General features: G+C 66.1%; 14 protein-coding genes. 3 read left to right on the top strand and 11 right to left on the bottom strand.

What is annotated here, in order from left to right; genetic code table 11:
* Positions 1-9 precede the first annotated feature (9 nt).
* From AC27VE_RS08425 to AC27VE_RS08385, 9 genes are all read right to left on the bottom strand, one after another.
* A complete protein-coding gene (locus tag AC27VE_RS08425; protein WP_488703571.1) occupies positions 10-1,062 on the bottom strand; it encodes an Ldh family oxidoreductase in 1,053 nt (350 codons plus the stop codon).
* A gap of 10 nt (positions 1,063-1,072) precedes the next feature.
* Positions 1,073-2,593 carry a mannitol dehydrogenase family protein gene (locus AC27VE_RS08420; RefSeq protein ID WP_488703570.1) on the bottom strand — a complete coding sequence of 507 codons (1,521 nt, stop codon included), beginning with the start codon at positions 2,591-2,593 and terminating at the stop codon, positions 1,073-1,075.
* A gap of 139 nt (positions 2,594-2,732) precedes the next feature.
* Positions 2,733-4,268 carry a UxaA family hydrolase gene (locus AC27VE_RS08415; protein ID WP_488703569.1) on the bottom strand — a complete coding sequence of 512 codons (1,536 nt, stop codon included), beginning with the start codon at positions 4,266-4,268 and terminating at the stop codon, positions 2,733-2,735.
* 40 nt (positions 4,269-4,308) lie between these two features.
* Positions 4,309-5,175 carry a fumarylacetoacetate hydrolase family protein gene (locus AC27VE_RS08410; RefSeq protein ID WP_488703568.1) on the bottom strand — a complete coding sequence of 289 codons (867 nt, stop codon included), beginning with the start codon at positions 5,173-5,175 and terminating at the stop codon, positions 4,309-4,311.
* A gap of 33 nt (positions 5,176-5,208) precedes the next feature.
* Positions 5,209-5,955, bottom strand: a complete 747-nt coding sequence (locus AC27VE_RS08405) for an SDR family oxidoreductase (RefSeq protein ID WP_488703567.1) — start codon at positions 5,953-5,955, stop codon at positions 5,209-5,211.
* A gap of 13 nt (positions 5,956-5,968) precedes the next feature.
* Complete coding sequence (locus tag AC27VE_RS08400; protein WP_006227624.1) at positions 5,969-7,378, bottom strand: TRAP transporter large permease; 1,410 nt, start codon at positions 7,376-7,378, stop codon at positions 5,969-5,971.
* A 66-nt stretch (positions 7,379-7,444) separates the two neighbouring features.
* Complete coding sequence (locus AC27VE_RS08395; protein WP_488703566.1) at positions 7,445-8,089, bottom strand: TRAP transporter small permease; 645 nt, start codon at positions 8,087-8,089, stop codon at positions 7,445-7,447.
* Positions 8,090-8,150: 61 nt separating this feature from the next.
* Entirely contained in the window at positions 8,151-9,125 is a 975-nt protein-coding gene (locus tag AC27VE_RS08390; RefSeq protein WP_488703565.1) for a sialic acid TRAP transporter substrate-binding protein SiaP, read from the bottom strand.
* Positions 9,126-9,252: 127 nt separating this feature from the next.
* Positions 9,253-9,987, bottom strand: coding sequence for a FadR/GntR family transcriptional regulator (locus AC27VE_RS08385; RefSeq protein ID WP_088589308.1), 735 nt, complete (start codon positions 9,985-9,987; stop codon positions 9,253-9,255).
* A 172-nt stretch (positions 9,988-10,159) separates the two neighbouring features.
* On the opposite strand from AC27VE_RS08385, the gene AC27VE_RS08380 reads away from it, so the two are divergent.
* Genes AC27VE_RS08380 through pyrF form a run of 3 tightly spaced genes read left to right on the top strand, consistent with a single transcriptional unit; the run spans position 10,160 to position 12,753 of the window.
* Positions 10,160-10,558, top strand: a complete 399-nt coding sequence (locus AC27VE_RS08380; protein WP_006227620.1) for a diacylglycerol kinase — start codon at positions 10,160-10,162, stop codon at positions 10,556-10,558.
* A 48-nt stretch (positions 10,559-10,606) separates the two neighbouring features.
* Complete coding sequence (locus tag AC27VE_RS08375; protein WP_006227619.1) at positions 10,607-11,926, top strand: NAD(P)/FAD-dependent oxidoreductase; 1,320 nt, start codon at positions 10,607-10,609, stop codon at positions 11,924-11,926.
* Between the two features lie 8 nt (positions 11,927-11,934).
* On the top strand, positions 11,935-12,753 hold the full coding sequence (gene pyrF / locus AC27VE_RS08370) for an orotidine-5'-phosphate decarboxylase (protein ID WP_006227618.1): 819 nt from the start codon (positions 11,935-11,937) through the stop codon (positions 12,751-12,753).
* A gap of 45 nt (positions 12,754-12,798) precedes the next feature.
* Here the strand turns inward: pyrF and AC27VE_RS08365 are convergent, their stop codons facing one another.
* Together AC27VE_RS08365 and AC27VE_RS08360 are read right to left on the bottom strand one after the other, a co-directional pair.
* A complete protein-coding gene (locus tag AC27VE_RS08365; protein WP_088589306.1) occupies positions 12,799-13,368 on the bottom strand; it encodes a CinA family protein in 570 nt (189 codons plus the stop codon).
* Positions 13,365-13,871, bottom strand: a complete 507-nt coding sequence (locus AC27VE_RS08360; protein WP_315137692.1) for a phosphatidylglycerophosphatase A family protein — start codon at positions 13,869-13,871, stop codon at positions 13,365-13,367. Before AC27VE_RS08360 ends, AC27VE_RS08365 begins: the two co-directional genes overlap by 4 nt.
* Between the last annotated feature and the right edge of the window lie 8 nt (positions 13,872-13,879).

Raw genomic sequence — 13,879 nt, 5'->3', positions numbered from 1 at the left:
TCTGCGCCCTTAGGTTCGGTGCGCGGGGAGCGCCACGCCCAGGCGTGCGCTCCAGTCCGCCATCTGGTCCCACAGCGCGGGCGGAACGGGGAGGCCGTGCTGCCGCCGTTCGGCCTGCGCGGCAGCCTCCGGGTCGCCCGGCATGCGAGGCGCACCGGGTGCCTGGGACAATTCCATCGCCATCGCCGCCACGACACCGGCCAATGCCGCGCCGCCGGCGAAACGCAACGGATCGATCACAATGAAGAACGCGCCCAACTCGCGCGGGCGATCCAGCGCGTCGTACATGGGCGAGATATGCGGCCCGAACGGATTGCCGTTCAAGGGCCCGCACAGCAGCTCGACCATCATGGCAAGGCCATAGCCCTTGTAGCCGTAGCGCTCGCCGCCCAAGGGGCGCAACGCACGGACGTGATCCGCGTCGACGCAATCATGCCCTTGCGCATCCACCGCCACGCCGGGGGGCAGCGTCACGCCGTCGCGCCTGGCGTTCATGACGCGGTTCCAGGGAATGGCGGTGGTGGCCATGTCCAGGCATAGCGGTTCGGCGCTCGCGCGCGGGAACGCCAGCGAAATGGGATTGGTGCCGAAGAATGCCTGATGGCCCCCAAAAGGCGCGGCGATCGAATCGGAATGCGTGAAGGCGATGCCGATCAGGCCTTGCGCAGCCGCCTTGCGGCTATACAGCCCAATCGCCCCGCAATGCGATGAGTTGCTGACGCCGACTGCGGCAATGCCCGCGTCGCGGGCCAGTTCCATCGCCAAGGCGTTGGCGCGGTGCGCCACCACGATGCCCTGTCCTTGGCCGCCATGCAGTTGCGCGGTGCCGGGGCCGGTGCGTTCGATGCGGATCTCGGGGCGGGCCAGAATGGAGCCGTGCGCCACGCGGTTCAGGTAATGGGGCAGCCGCGCGATGCCATGGGAGTCGATGCCCCACAGGCTGGTCTGAGCCAGGCTTTCCGCCAGGCACCGCGCATCCTCGTCCGTAAAACCCTGGGCGCGCAAGCAGTCCTGCCCCCAGCGTTCCCATTCAACAGCATCCACTCGGCATTCCGCATTCATGCAGCACTCCTCAGGTAGCGGCCTCCACGGCGTGCATCACGCCATGCTGACGCAGGGTTTCCAAATGCGCGGCCAGCAGCGAGACGAATTCGGATGCGCCTCCCAGGTCGCCGAACACGGGTTTGAATCCCGACAGCACCATTGCGCGGCGGTGGGCCGCCTGCGACGGCGCCGACGCGCGGGCGGCCACGTCGGCGCGCGCCACCAGCTTGGCCAGGCGTGCCGCCATCGGATCCTGGATCTTGTAGCGGCCGCCCGACTCGTCTTCGCCGCGCAGGTAATGCAGCCAGGCCGCCACCGCCAGCGTCAGGCGCTGGATATCGTCGCCCGTCCGCAAGCGGTCGCGGATCGTGTCCAAGAGGCGCTGCGGGACCTTTTGCGATCCATCCATCGCCACCTGCGACGTCGGGTGCGGCAGCGCCGGATTGGCGATGCGCGCCAGGAATCGGCGGCGGTATTCCTCCAGTCCGCTGTCGGGGATGCCCTTCAACGTCGGCGCGATCTCCAGCCGCATCAGGGCGTCGACGAAACCGCACAGGGCAGGCGTTTGCACCGACTGGCAGATCGTCTGGTGCCCCAGCAACGCGCCCAGATAGGCAAAGGTGGAATGCGGGCCGTTCACCATGCGCAACTTCAGCCGCTCGTAGGGCGCGGCATTACGCACGAAGGTCGCGCCGCCGTGGCTTTCCCAAGCCGGCCGGCCCGCCGCGAACTTGTCTTCAATGACCCAGTTCATATAGGGCTCGCCCACCACCGGCCAGGCATCCTGCACGCCCAGGCGCTGGGTGATCCGCTGCCGGTCATCGTCGCCGGTGCCCGGCACGATGCGGTCGACCATGGAATTCGGGAAGGTGCAATGCGTGTCGATCCAGTGTGTCAGCCCCACATCCACCCGCAAGGCAAAGGCCAGCACCAGGCTGCGCAAGGTATCGCCATTGCCACGCAGATTGTCGCAAGACAAGAGCGTGACGGGCGGCAGCCCGCGTTCGCGGCGCAGCGCCAACCCATAGACCAGAATGCCGATCGTGCTGCGCGGGCGGTGCGAGTTCTCGAGGTCGTGCAGGATGTCGGGGTCATCCCAGCGCAAGTGGCCGGTAGCGGGCTCGTGGCTGTAGCCCTTCTCGGTCACGGTCAGGCTCACGATGCGGGTCTGCGGGTAGGCGATCCGTTCCAGGACGGCGTTGGGATCTTCCTCGGCGACCATCACGCGCAGCACCGAGCCCACCACGCGCAGCTGTTCGCGGGTTTCGCCGTCGGGCCCGCCGTCGCGCAGGGCCAAGGTGTACAGGCCGTCTTGCGGCGTCAGCGCATCGCGGGTGGCGGCGCTGCGTAACGAGACACCCAAAATGCCCCAACTGAGGTCGCCGCTGGCTTGCATGGCCAGATCCGTCATCACCGCCTGATGCGCACGGTGAAAGGCTCCCAGCCCCAGATGCACGATGCCGGGCGTGAGCCGGCTGCGGTCATAGATGGGTTTTTCCACGTCTGCGGGCAGGCGCGGCAACGACTCCGTATTCAAACGTTCAAGCATGGTTGACCAATGGCGTAAGGCGCCATGCACCTGTCGGATGACCGGCCAGTCGGCGCGCGGATGAGGATATCCGCTGACGCCGATTTCGTCGATATCGGCAGCGTGACCTATTGCAACGCCGGCGGCCACCATGCCGCCGCTACATCACCGCGCCCAGCGCCCAGGGCACGAATTCGTTCTGGCCGTAGCCGTGCTCTTCGCTGCGCGTGCGCCGGCCCGAGGCGGTTTGCAGCATCAGCTGGAAGATGCGCTCGCCCATCTGCGCCACGCTCTGCGCACCATCCACGACCTCGCCGCAATTGATGTCGATGTCGTCGCTCTGGCGCTGCCACAGCGCGGTGTTGGTCGACAGCTTGAGCGACGGCGCCGGCGCGCAGCCATAGGCGGAACCGCGCCCCGTGGTGAAGCAGATCAGGTTGGCGCCGCCTGCTACCTGCCCGGTAGCCGACACGGGGTCGTAGCCCGGCGTGTCCATGAACACCAGCCCGCGCGTGCGCACGGGTTCGGCGTACTCGAACACGTCGGTCAGGTTGGTGGTGCCGCTCTTGGCGATCGCGCCCAGTGATTTTTCCAGAATGGTGGTCAGCCCGCCTGCCTTGTTGCCGGCCGACGGATTGTTATCCATTTCAGCGTCGTTGCGGGCGCAGTAGTCTTCCCACCAGCGCACCCTGGCCAGCAGCTTTTCGGCCACGGCCGGTGTTTCGGCGCGGCGCGTCAGCAGATGCTCGCCGCCATAGATCTCGGGCGTTTCGGACAGGATGGCGGTGCCGCCGTGCCGCACCAGCAGGTCCACCGCCGCGCCCAGCGCCGGGTTGGCGCTGATGCCCGAATAGCCGTCGGACCCGCCGCATTGCAGGCCCACCGTCAAATGGCTGGCCGGCACGGGCTGGCGGCGCACCTGATTGGCTTGTTCCAGCATCCGCTCCACCAGCTCGATGCCGCGCGCCACTGTCTTGCGCGTGCCGCCGGTGTCCTGGATGTTGAAGGTGTGCAGCAGGCCGCTTTCGCGCAAGCCCTCTTGTTCCATCAGCCCGCCGATCTGGTTGGTTTCGCAACCCAGCCCCACCACCATCAGCCCGCCGAAATTCGCATGGCGCGCATAGCCGCCCAACGTGCGCCGAAGCACCCGCAAGGGTTCGCCTTCGCTGCCCGTGGCACAGCCCGCACCGTGGGTCAGCGCCACCACGCCATCCACGTTCGGACAGGACGCCAGCGCATCGGGGTGGATGTCGCGCCGGAAATGGTCGGCGATGGCGCGTGCCACCGTGGCCGAACAGTTCACGCTGGTCAGGATGCCGATGTAGTTGCGCGTGGCAATGCGCCCGTCGGCGCGCACGATGCCGTCGAACGTGGCCGGTTGCGCCACGTAGTCTGTCGCGTGCGCGCCCTGCCCCACGGCATAGTCGCGCTCGAAGTCCGAGAACTCCAGGTTCTGCGTGTGCACGTGCTGGCCGGGCGCAATGTCTTGCCGCGCCACCCCGATGATCTGGTTGTAGCGGCGCACGGGTTGGCCCGCCGCGATGGCGCGCACGGCCACCTTGTGGCCGGGCGGCACCAGGCCCTGCACCGTCACCCCTTCGCTTTCCAGCCGCGTGCCGCTGACCAACTGACGCCGGGCGATCACGACGTTGTCGGCCGGGTGGATGCGTATCACTGCCGTGTCGTTCTGGGACATGAGGACTCCGGAAAGTAAGGGGTGCGGATTCAGCGGGTGCCTACCCGTCGATCAGCGCCGGATCCCAGGCATGGACCCGCTGGCGCTGTTCGCCCAGCCCGGCAATGCCCAGCTTCATCTCGTCGCCCGCCTTCAGGTAGACGGGCGCGGGCTTCTGGCCCATGCCCACGCCCGGCGGCGTGCCGGTGCTGATCAGGTCGCCCGGATACAGCGTCATGAAGCGGCTGACATAGGCCACCAACTGCGCCACGCCGTACACCATCGTGCGCGTGCTGCCGTTCTGGTAACGCTTGCCGTTCACTTCCAGCCACATCTCCAGGTCTTGCGGATTGGGGACTTCGTCGACGGTTGCCAGCCACGGGCCGACCGGGCCAAACGTGTCGCAGCCCTTGCCTTTGTCCCAGGTGCCGCCGCGTTCGATCTGGTATTCGCGCTCGGAAACGTCGTTCACCACGCAGTAGCCCGCCACGTACTTCATGGCGTCGGCTTCGCTGACATAGCGCGCCGTCTCGCCGATCACCACGCCGAGTTCGACTTCCCAGTCGGTCTTGACCGAATCCTGCGGTAGCACGACCGGGTCGTTGGGGCCCACGACGGCGGACGTGGGCTTCATGAAGATGACCGGTTCGGCCGGCACGGCCAGGCCGGATTCGGCGGCATGGTCGGCATAGTTCAGGCCGATGCAGATGAACTTGCCCATCCCGCTCCAGGGCGGCGCCACGCGGCCGGGGGTCTCCACCAGCGGCAGCGCGGACGGGTCCAGCGCACGCAGTTCGGCAAGCTTGGCGCGCCCAAGCGTCTGCGCGGTGATGTCGGGCAGCACGCCGGACAGGTCGCGCACCTTGCCCTGGGCATCGATCAGGCCGGGCTTCTCGGCGCCCTTGGCGCCATAGCGCATCAGTTTCATAGCAGATTCCTTGTTGCGGAAAGGGTTAAGCGTTCAATTGGACCAGCCGCCGTCGATCACTTGGGCGGTGCCGGTCGTGAAGGCGGATTCGTCGCTGGCAAGATACACCGCCAGCGCGGCGATTTCAGTGGTGCGCCCGATGCGACCCATGGGCTGGCGCGCCGTGAAGGCGGCTTCCACCGCGGCAATAGATTGGCCGCTGGCCTGCGCCTGCGCCTCGATGCGCTGGCGCAACGACGGCGACTCCACCGTGCCCGGGCAGATGGCGTTGCAGCGAATGCCCCGGGCCACGAAGTCGGCCGCGACGGCCTTGGTCAGCCCGATGACCGCAGCCTTGGTCGCCCCGTAGGCGCAGCGGTTCGGCGCCCCTTTGATGCTGCCGGCCACCGACGCCATGTTGACGATGGAGCCCGACCCTTGCGCCAGCATGCCGGGCAGGCAGGCGCGGATCAGCCGGTACATGGACCGCACGTTCAGGTTGAAGGAAAAGTCCCAGGCGTCTTCGTCGCAATCCAGGATGGTGCCGGCGTGCACGAAGCCCGCGCCGTTGAACAGCACGTCGATGGCACCCGCGCTGTCGGCCAGCGCCTGGATGGCGCGCCCGTCCGTCACGTCCAGCACCTGGGTGCGGCAACCGGAGAGCGTTTGCAGCGCCCCCGCATTGATGTCCACGGCCAGCACGTCGGCGCCTTCGCGCGCGTAGGCCTCGGCCACCGCCCGGCCGATGCCCTGGCCCGCGGCGGTCACGATGGCGGTCTTACCTTGCAGTCTTTCCGACATGGATGTGCTCCTGTTATTTGCCGGCCATGCCCATTGCGGTGGGCAGCCACAGCGTGATCTGGGGGATGTAGGTGATGGCGATCAGTGCCACGAACAGCGGCACCAGCCAGGGAAGAATGGCCATCGTGGTGCGCTCGACCGACAGGCGCGCCACGCGGGCCAGCACGAACAGCACCATGCCCATGGGTGGATGCAGCAGGCCAATCATCAGGTTCAGGGTCATGATCAGGCCGAAGTGGATCGGGTCGATGCCCAGCTTCAGCACGATGGGCAGCAGGATGGGCACCAGGATCGTGATGGCGGCGATGGTGTCGATGAAGCAGCCGACGATCAGGATCAGCACGTTGGCCATCAGCAGGAACACCCACTTGTTCTGCGTCACGCTCAGGATGGCGTCGGTCAGCGTCTGCGCCGCCTGCGTGGTGGTCAGCAACCAGGCGAAGACGGACGCCGCCGTCACGATGAACAGCACCGAGGCCGTGGTCTCGATGGTGTCGAACGTGGCTTTGGCCAAGGTCTTGAACGTCATCGAGCGGTAACGCACCAGGCCCAGGAACAGCGCCCAGATGACCGCGGCCACGGCGGCTTCGGTGGGCGTGAACCAGCCCAGCGTCATGCCCCCGATCAGGATCACCGGCGCCATCAACGCCATCACGGCCGAGAAATTGAAACGCCAATCCAGCGCCAGCAACGCGACGAACGCGATGCCGGTCGCCACGTTGGGCGACACGCCGGCCAGCGTCATCAGCCAGATGGACAAGGGAAAGGACAGCACGATCAGCACTTCCAGGCCTGCGCCGCCCAGCCGCTTCCAATTGAACGCCACGTCGCCGCCCCAGTTGTTACGGCGGGCGTAATAGGCCACGGTCAGCATCATCAGGATCGTCAGCACTGCGCCCGGCAGCAGGCCCGCCAGGAACAGCGAACCGATCGACACGTTGGCCATCATGCCGTAGATCACGAACGGCAACGACGGCGGAATGATGGGGCCCAAGGTCGCCGACGCGGCCGTGACGCCCACGGCGAATTCAGTCTCGTAGCCATGGTCTTTCATGGCCTTGATCTCGATGGTGCCCAGGCCGGCGGCGTCCGCGATGGCCGTGCCCGACATGCCGGCGAACACCACGGAGCCGATGATGTTCACCTGCCCCAGACCGCCGCGCATCCAGCCCACCAGCGCCACGGCGAAGTTGTAGATGCGCCCGGTGATGCCGGCGATGTTCATCAGGTTGCCGGCCAGGATGAAAAACGGCACGGCCAGCAGCGGGAACGACTCGACACCCGCGATCATGCGCTGCGCGACCACCACGTCCGGCACGCTGCCGGAGATCAAAACGAACAACAACGACGCGCCCGCCATGGACACCGCCACCGGCAGGCCCAGGATCATCAACAGTAGAAAGGTTCCAATCAGTGTGCCCATGTCTTGCTCCTGGAAAGGCACTGCGGATTCGTAAGGGTTTCGGTGCTGCGCAGCGATCCGGCGATCTCAGTCCTGCGACTCGTAGGCCGCGGGGTTTTCCAGGATCGAATAGCCTTGCCGCCAGTTCTGCACGGACACTTGCAGCGATCGCAGGAACATCATGGCGAAGCCTGCCAGCGCGACCCAGTAGACATAGGACTTGTTCCAGAACAGCGTGGTCATGGGTTCGTCGCCCACCAGCACGATGTAGCGGTAGGTCAGCCACACGGCATAGCCAAAAAAGGCCGTGCGCAGGATGTCGATCACCGTCGCCAGCACGCGGCCCACCCGCTTGGGCAGGTAGCGGTACAGGAAATCCACCTGGATATGGCGACAGGCCCGCACGCACATCGCAGAGCCCAGGAACACCACGCCGATCAGGCAGTACACCGCCAGCTCCTCGGTCCAGGCGTAGGAATCGTTCAGCACATAGCGGGAGAAGAACTGCAGGAAGACCAGCATCGCCATCGTCCAGAACATGGCCAGGCAGATCCAGTCTTCGGGTTGGTAACCCGCCAGGCTGACCTCGTGATGGTCGGCCTCTTCGAAGCTCTGGACGATCTCGTCCACGGACGTCTGGTGCGGGCCTGCCGCAGAGGCAGAGTGGCCGGGCGCAGCGCTCGGGCCGTGGCTGGCGGCCGCCATCGGCGCCGCCTTCGCGTTCAAATGCATGGAGTTCCCCTGGTCGGAATCGGGTGTTGGGCGGCGGGCCGCTGGGGCCCGCCCGCGCGGCTTACTTCACCGCCTGGATCTTTTCCCAATCCGACTTCTGATAGCCGTACTGCTCGAACGGCACCTTCTCCAGCACAGTCTTGCGGAAGTCTTCGACATTGACCTCTGCCACGTTCAGCCCGCGCTTCTTGAATACCTCGACCATCTTCTTCTCGCTCTCGGCGACTTCGGACGAAGCCTTTTCCGACGCCTGCTGGGCGACTTCGGAGAAGATCTTCTTGTCTTCGTCGGACAGGCTCTTCCACAGCTTGCCCGAGATCACGGTATTCAAGTGGTCGACGATGTGGCCCGTCAGGACGATGTTCTTCTGCACTTCGTAGAACTTCTTCGCCTCGATGGTGGTCAGCGGATTTTCCTGCGCTTCCACCGTGCCGTTCTGCAAGGCCAGATAAACCTCGGCGAAGGCGATGGGCGCGGTGTTGGCGCCACAGGCGCGCGGCATCGCCAGGTACGCCGCCACGTCCGGCACGCGGATCTTCATGCCCTTCATTTCAGAGCACTTGGTGAAGGCGCGGTTGGAGGTGGTCTGGCGCGTGCCGTAGTAGGTGGTGGCGACGATGTGATTGCCGCTTTTCTCGTCGTAGCCGCGGGTCAGCTCTTTGTAGATATCGCTCTTGGTGTAGGCGATCAGGTGTTCGGGATTGCGGAAGATGTAGGGGTAGTACGTGACGCCGATGCGGGGAAAGCTCTTGGCGGCAAAGCTGGACCCGGAAATGATCATGTCCACCGTGCCCAAGGTCAGCCCCTGGTTGATGTCGTTTTCCTTGCCCAGCTGAGAGGCGGGATAGACATCGATGTGATAGCGGCCGTTGGTGCGTTTCTCGATCTCCTGGGCCGCCCACACCGACGAGGTATGGAAGGGTTCGGAGGTCTCGTACACATGCGCCCATTTCAGCTTGGTTTGCGCCATCGCGCTGCCAGTTGCGGCAAGCAGCGCGGCGGCAAACAGCACTTTGATAGCGTTGCCTCGATTCATGATGTCTCCTCTCTCTGAGGTAGCGAGTCCGGCGACTGTCGTCACGCGCCGGCCCGCTTTATGTTTCACATGGGGATTTCACATACAGGTTGCACCTTCGTACAGCGACTACGGTTCCCCGATGGCGTCAAGACGCCGCCGGTTCTTTGCTATCGGCACGCAACGCGTCCGCGCCCGCCGGCCAACTGGCCGTCAAACGGTCGAACGAGCAAGAAAGATGGTGATGCATGGCGGCCCGCGCGGCGGTCTCGTCGCCGGCCGTGATGGCGGCGATGACGCGGCGGTGCTCGGTGATGGCGACGGCCCAGCTGTCGGGGTTCTCGAAGTAGTCGCCCAGCTTCACGGACAGGGGGTTATGGCGTTCGTCGAACAGTTCGCCCACGACGCGGACCAGGACGGTGTTGCCCGCCATTTCCGCCACGCGCAGATGGAACAGGCGGTCGCCGCGGATGGGCACGCTGCCCGCCTGGGCCTCGTCCTCCATCGCGCCCACTGCTTCCAGCAGGCCGTCAACCAGCGCGGGGACGGGGTTGCGGGCCGCCTGGGCGGCAAGTTCGCCTTCGATGGTCCAGCGTGCGCGGATGGTTTCCAGCGGGCTTTCGGCGGTCAGGCTGGCGCGCGGCGCGCCGGCCAGGCTTTGGACGTAGACGCCCGATCCCATGCGCACTTCCACCCACCCTTCGACCTCCAGCGCGATCAGCGCTTCCCGCACCGACGGCCGCGACACGCCCAGCTTCAGCGCCAGGTCGCGCTCGGGCGGCAGCCGGGCGCCGACCGGGAATTCGCCCGCCTCGATCAGCAACCTGAGCTGATCGGCGATCTGGCGATACAAGCGGCGTGGCTCGATAGTCTGGATCGGCATGGGAGTCGGTGGGTGGCAACGACAAAAAGGTAAAGTGGCCTTACCAATTGACCAGAATCCTGCGCCTGCCTTCGATCGGTCACAATTAGGGTTTGCCCATAGCCGCACGTCGCATCACGCGGGCAACCCTTATCTGTTAAAAAGCCGCCACACCCGGCCTTCTTCCGCATCCATGACCTACGACCCGCAACACTCGCCCTTTAAAAGCACCGGCGGCCTGCGCCGCATCCTGAATGCGCTGCGCTACTCCTGGCAGGGCTTGAAAGCGGCCGTCAAATACGAAGCTGCGTTCCGCCAGGAACTGGCGCTGGCCGTGCTGATGATCCCCGCCGCGTTCTTCCTGGGCCGCACCACCGTCGAGGTCTTTTTCCTGGTGGGCACGGTGATCATGGTGCTGGCGGCGGAATTGCTGAATTCCGCCATCGAGGCGCTGGCCGATGCGCTGTCCGTCGAACGCCACCCGCTGCTGGGGCGCGCCAAGGATCTGGGCAGCGCAGCCGTGATGCTGCTGCTGATCTTCGCCGGGGCGGTCTGGATCGGGGTGGCCATCAGCCGTTTCGTCATGCATTGACACGGGCCGCATCCCACGGGGGACGCACCTGTCTTTATACTGGGAGCCATGATGCCTAAATCGACGTCAGCCCCCTCTCAACGCATCGTCATCGTCGGCGGCGGTGCCGGCGGCCTGGAATTGGCCGCCAAGTTGGGCCGGATCCATGGCCGCCAACACATCACCCTGGTCGACAGCCGCCCCTTCCATATCTGGAAGCCCTCGCTGCATGAAGCAGCCGCGGGCACCCTCGACATCCACCAGGAAGGCCTGTCCTACCTGATGCTGGCCCACATGAACGGCTTTTCGTTCGCGCAGGGCCGCTTGCTCAGCGTAGACCGGGCGCGCCGCCAGATCGTGGTGGACGCCGTCAACGATTCGCAAGGCCAGGAAGTCCTGCCCCGCCGCGATCTCGGCTACGACACGCTGGTGCTGGCCCTGGGCAGCACCTCCAATTTCTTCAATACGCCCGGCGCGGCCGAACACGCCGTCACGCTGGACACCACCGAAAACGCCGAACAGTTCCGCCTGACCATGCTGAAGGCGATGGCGCAGGTTGACCTGGCCAAGGTGCGCAATCCGTCGGCCCGGCTGGATCTGGTCATTGTGGGCGGCGGCGCCACCGGCGTCGAACTGGCCGTTGAACTGACCGAAGCCAGCCACGTCGTCAGCGCCTACGGCCTGCCGAACTTCCGCGCCGAACGCGACCTGGCCATCACGCTGGTGGAAGGCGCGCCGCGCATCCTGTCGGCGCTGCCCGAAAAGATCTCCGAAGCCGCGACCAACCGGTTGAAGGAACTGGGCATCGGCGTGGAAACGTCCTGCCGCGTCTCGGAAGTGACCGGCAACAGCGTGAAAACCGCGGACGGCCGCGAATTCCCCGCCCAGCTATGCATGTGGGCCGCCGGCATCAAGGGCCCCGCCCTGCTTGCCGACCTGGACCTGCCGCTTAACAAACTGGGACAGCTGGAAGTGAACGAACGGCTGGAAACCGCCGATCCGCACATCCTGGCGCTGGGCGATTGTTGCTCGGTGCCCTGGCGCGACGGCCGCACGGTGCCCGCCCGCGCCCAGGCCGCGCACCAACAGGCCGATTACCTGGCCAAGAAGCTGACGGCGCGCCTGCGCAACACGGCAGAGCCCACCGGCCCCTACGTCTATCAGGATCACGGTTCGCTGGTGTCGCTGGGCCAGGACGCCGGGGTGGGCAGCCTGATGGGCAAGCTGGCCGGACGGGGACTGTTCGTAAGCGGTACACTGGCGCGCTTGATGTACATGAGCCTGCACCTGATGCACCACAAAGCGGTGCTGGGCATCTCTCGCACCGCCTCCCTGGCCCTGGCCCGCCTGCTTATGCGGCGCACGCGCCCCCGGGTCAAACTGCACTGAACTCCCCCATGAATTTCCTGCAAAAACTCGAACACGCCTGGACCACCAGCAACTCGCTCCTGCAAGTCGGGCTGGATCCCGATCCCCAACGCTTTCCGCGCGAATTGCAGGACAAGCCGGACGCCATCTTCCAGTTCTGCCGCGACATCGTCGACGCCACCGCGCCCTACGCCTGCAGCTTCAAGCCGCAGATCGCGTATTTCGCCGCGCACCGCGCCGAAGACCAGCTGGAAGCGCTGTGCCAGCACATCCGCGACAAGCACCCGGACCTGCCCATCGTGCTGGACGCCAAGCGTGGCGACATCGGCTCCACCGCCGAGAACTACGCCCGCGAAGCCTACGAGCGCTACCAGGCGCACGCGCTCACCGTCAGCCCCTACATGGGCCTGGATTCCGTCGAGCCCTACCTGGCCTGGCGCGACCGCGGCGTGATCGTGCTGTGCCGCACGTCCAACCCCGGTGGGTCGGACCTGCAGTTCCTGAAGATGGATAACGGCGAACCGCTGTACCTGCACGTCGCAGGCCTGGTGGCCGACAAATGGAACGCCAATGGCCAGTGCGGCCTGGTGGTGGGCGCCACGTTCCCGAACGAACTGGCCGCCGTGCGCCAGCGCATCGGCGACGCCCTGCCCCTGCTGGTGCCGGGCATCGGCGCCCAAGGCGGCGACATCACCGCCACCGTGAACGCCGGCGCCAACGCCGCCCGCAGCGGCATGATGATCAACTCCTCGCGCGCCATCATCTACGCCAGCGGCGGCGACGACTGGCGCGAGGCCGCCGGCCGCGCGGCCATGGGCCTGCGCGACGCGATCAACGCAGTGCGTTAAATAAAAAAAACGGGTTGCTAACAGGCAACCCGTTTTTTTTCGACCTTAGCGGCGATTGACCGGCGCCCCCACGAACTCCAGCAATCCCCGCAACGCGAATTCCACCGCGGCCTGGCGCACTTGCGTGCGGTCGCCCGGGAACACGTGCGTCACGGCGCGGCTGGTGATGCCCTCGCCCACCCGCATCGCAAAACCGAAGCACACCATGCCCACCGGCTTGCCCGGCGTGGCGCCGCCCGGCCCGGCGATGCCGGTGGTGGACACGGCCACATGCGCGGCAGGCGCCATCAGCAACACGCCATTGGCCATCTCCAGCGCAACGGGTTCGCTCACCGCGCCGAAGTGATGCAGCGCGTCGGGGGAGACGTCCAACTCTTCCACCTTGGCTTCGTTGCTGTAGGTGACGAATCCCCGCTCGAACCATTCGCTGGAGCCGGCGACCGACGTCATCGCGCCGGCCAGCAGGCCGCCCGTGCACGATTCCGCGGTGCCCAGCATCCAGCCATGGCGCCGCATCGAATCGCCCAGCCGTTCGGCCAGGCCGACGGTGGTGGCTTCAGTCAACTGGGCGGCCGACAGGTTCGACCGCGATCCCACTTCTTGTTGCTCGTTCATCCCAAGACTCCTGTGCGCGCGACCAGCGCCATCACCAGCAAGGCATAGCCGGCCGCCACGATATCGTCCCACATTACGCCGAAGCCGCCCTTGATATGGGCGTCGAAGAACTTGATGGGCGGCGGCTTGACGATGTCGAACAGGCGGAACAGCCCGAACGCCAGCAACTGCGACAGCCAGCCAGCGGGCGTCAACCAGAGCACCAGCCAGAACGCCACCATCTCGTCCCAGACCATTCCGACATGATCCGGCTGCCCAAGTTCACGGCCGACGCGGTGGCAGGCCCAGCAACCATAAAGAAAGGCCAGCGCCAGGAACACGCCGATCGCCAGATCCGACGCGGCGGGCGCGGCCGCCACCCAGATGCCCCAGGCCAGCAAGGTGCCCCAGGTGCCCGAGGCCGGCCGGACGAGGCCGCTGCCCAGTCCAAAGGCGATCAGGCGGCCCGGATCGCGGCACACCCAGGACAGTGACGGATACACGGCCCGCGAGCGTTCACGCATGGACGGGG

This window comes from Achromobacter sp. 18P8.1.1 (assembly GCF_057799415.1).
The sequence above is the reverse complement of the archived record's forward strand: the minus strand, read 5'-3'. Positions and strand labels throughout refer to the sequence as shown.

Bases quoted from the DNA above. Each gene is read 5' to 3' on its own strand.
- AC27VE_RS08385 (WP_088589308.1), bottom strand. From the start codon at position 9,987: ATGCCGATCCAGACTATCGAGCCACGCCGCTTGTATCGCCAGATCGCC.
- AC27VE_RS08405 (WP_488703567.1), bottom strand. From the start codon at position 5,955: ATGTCGGAAAGACTGCAAGGTAAGACCGCCATCGTGACCGCCGCGGGC.
- AC27VE_RS08380 (WP_006227620.1), top strand. From the start codon at position 10,160: ATGACCTACGACCCGCAACACTCGCCCTTTAAAAGCACCGGCGGCCTG.
- AC27VE_RS08395 (WP_488703566.1), bottom strand. From the start codon at position 8,089: ATGCATTTGAACGCGAAGGCGGCGCCGATGGCGGCCGCCAGCCACGGC.
- AC27VE_RS08415 (WP_488703569.1), bottom strand. From the start codon at position 4,268: ATGTCCCAGAACGACACGGCAGTGATACGCATCCACCCGGCCGACAAC.
- AC27VE_RS08400 (WP_006227624.1), bottom strand. From the start codon at position 7,378: ATGGGCACACTGATTGGAACCTTTCTACTGTTGATGATCCTGGGCCTG.
- AC27VE_RS08420 (WP_488703570.1), bottom strand. From the start codon at position 2,593: ATGCTTGAACGTTTGAATACGGAGTCGTTGCCGCGCCTGCCCGCAGAC.
- AC27VE_RS08365 (WP_088589306.1), bottom strand. From the start codon at position 13,368: ATGAACGAGCAACAAGAAGTGGGATCGCGGTCGAACCTGTCGGCCGCC.
- AC27VE_RS08410 (WP_488703568.1), bottom strand. From the start codon at position 5,175: ATGAAACTGATGCGCTATGGCGCCAAGGGCGCCGAGAAGCCCGGCCTG.
- pyrF (WP_006227618.1), top strand. From the start codon at position 11,935: ATGAATTTCCTGCAAAAACTCGAACACGCCTGGACCACCAGCAACTCG.
- AC27VE_RS08425 (WP_488703571.1), bottom strand. From the start codon at position 1,062: ATGAATGCGGAATGCCGAGTGGATGCTGTTGAATGGGAACGCTGGGGG.
- AC27VE_RS08390 (WP_488703565.1), bottom strand. From the start codon at position 9,125: ATGAATCGAGGCAACGCTATCAAAGTGCTGTTTGCCGCCGCGCTGCTT.
- AC27VE_RS08360 (WP_315137692.1), bottom strand. From the start codon at position 13,871: ATGCGTGAACGCTCGCGGGCCGTGTATCCGTCACTGTCCTGGGTGTGC.
- AC27VE_RS08375 (WP_006227619.1), top strand. From the start codon at position 10,607: ATGATGCCTAAATCGACGTCAGCCCCCTCTCAACGCATCGTCATCGTC.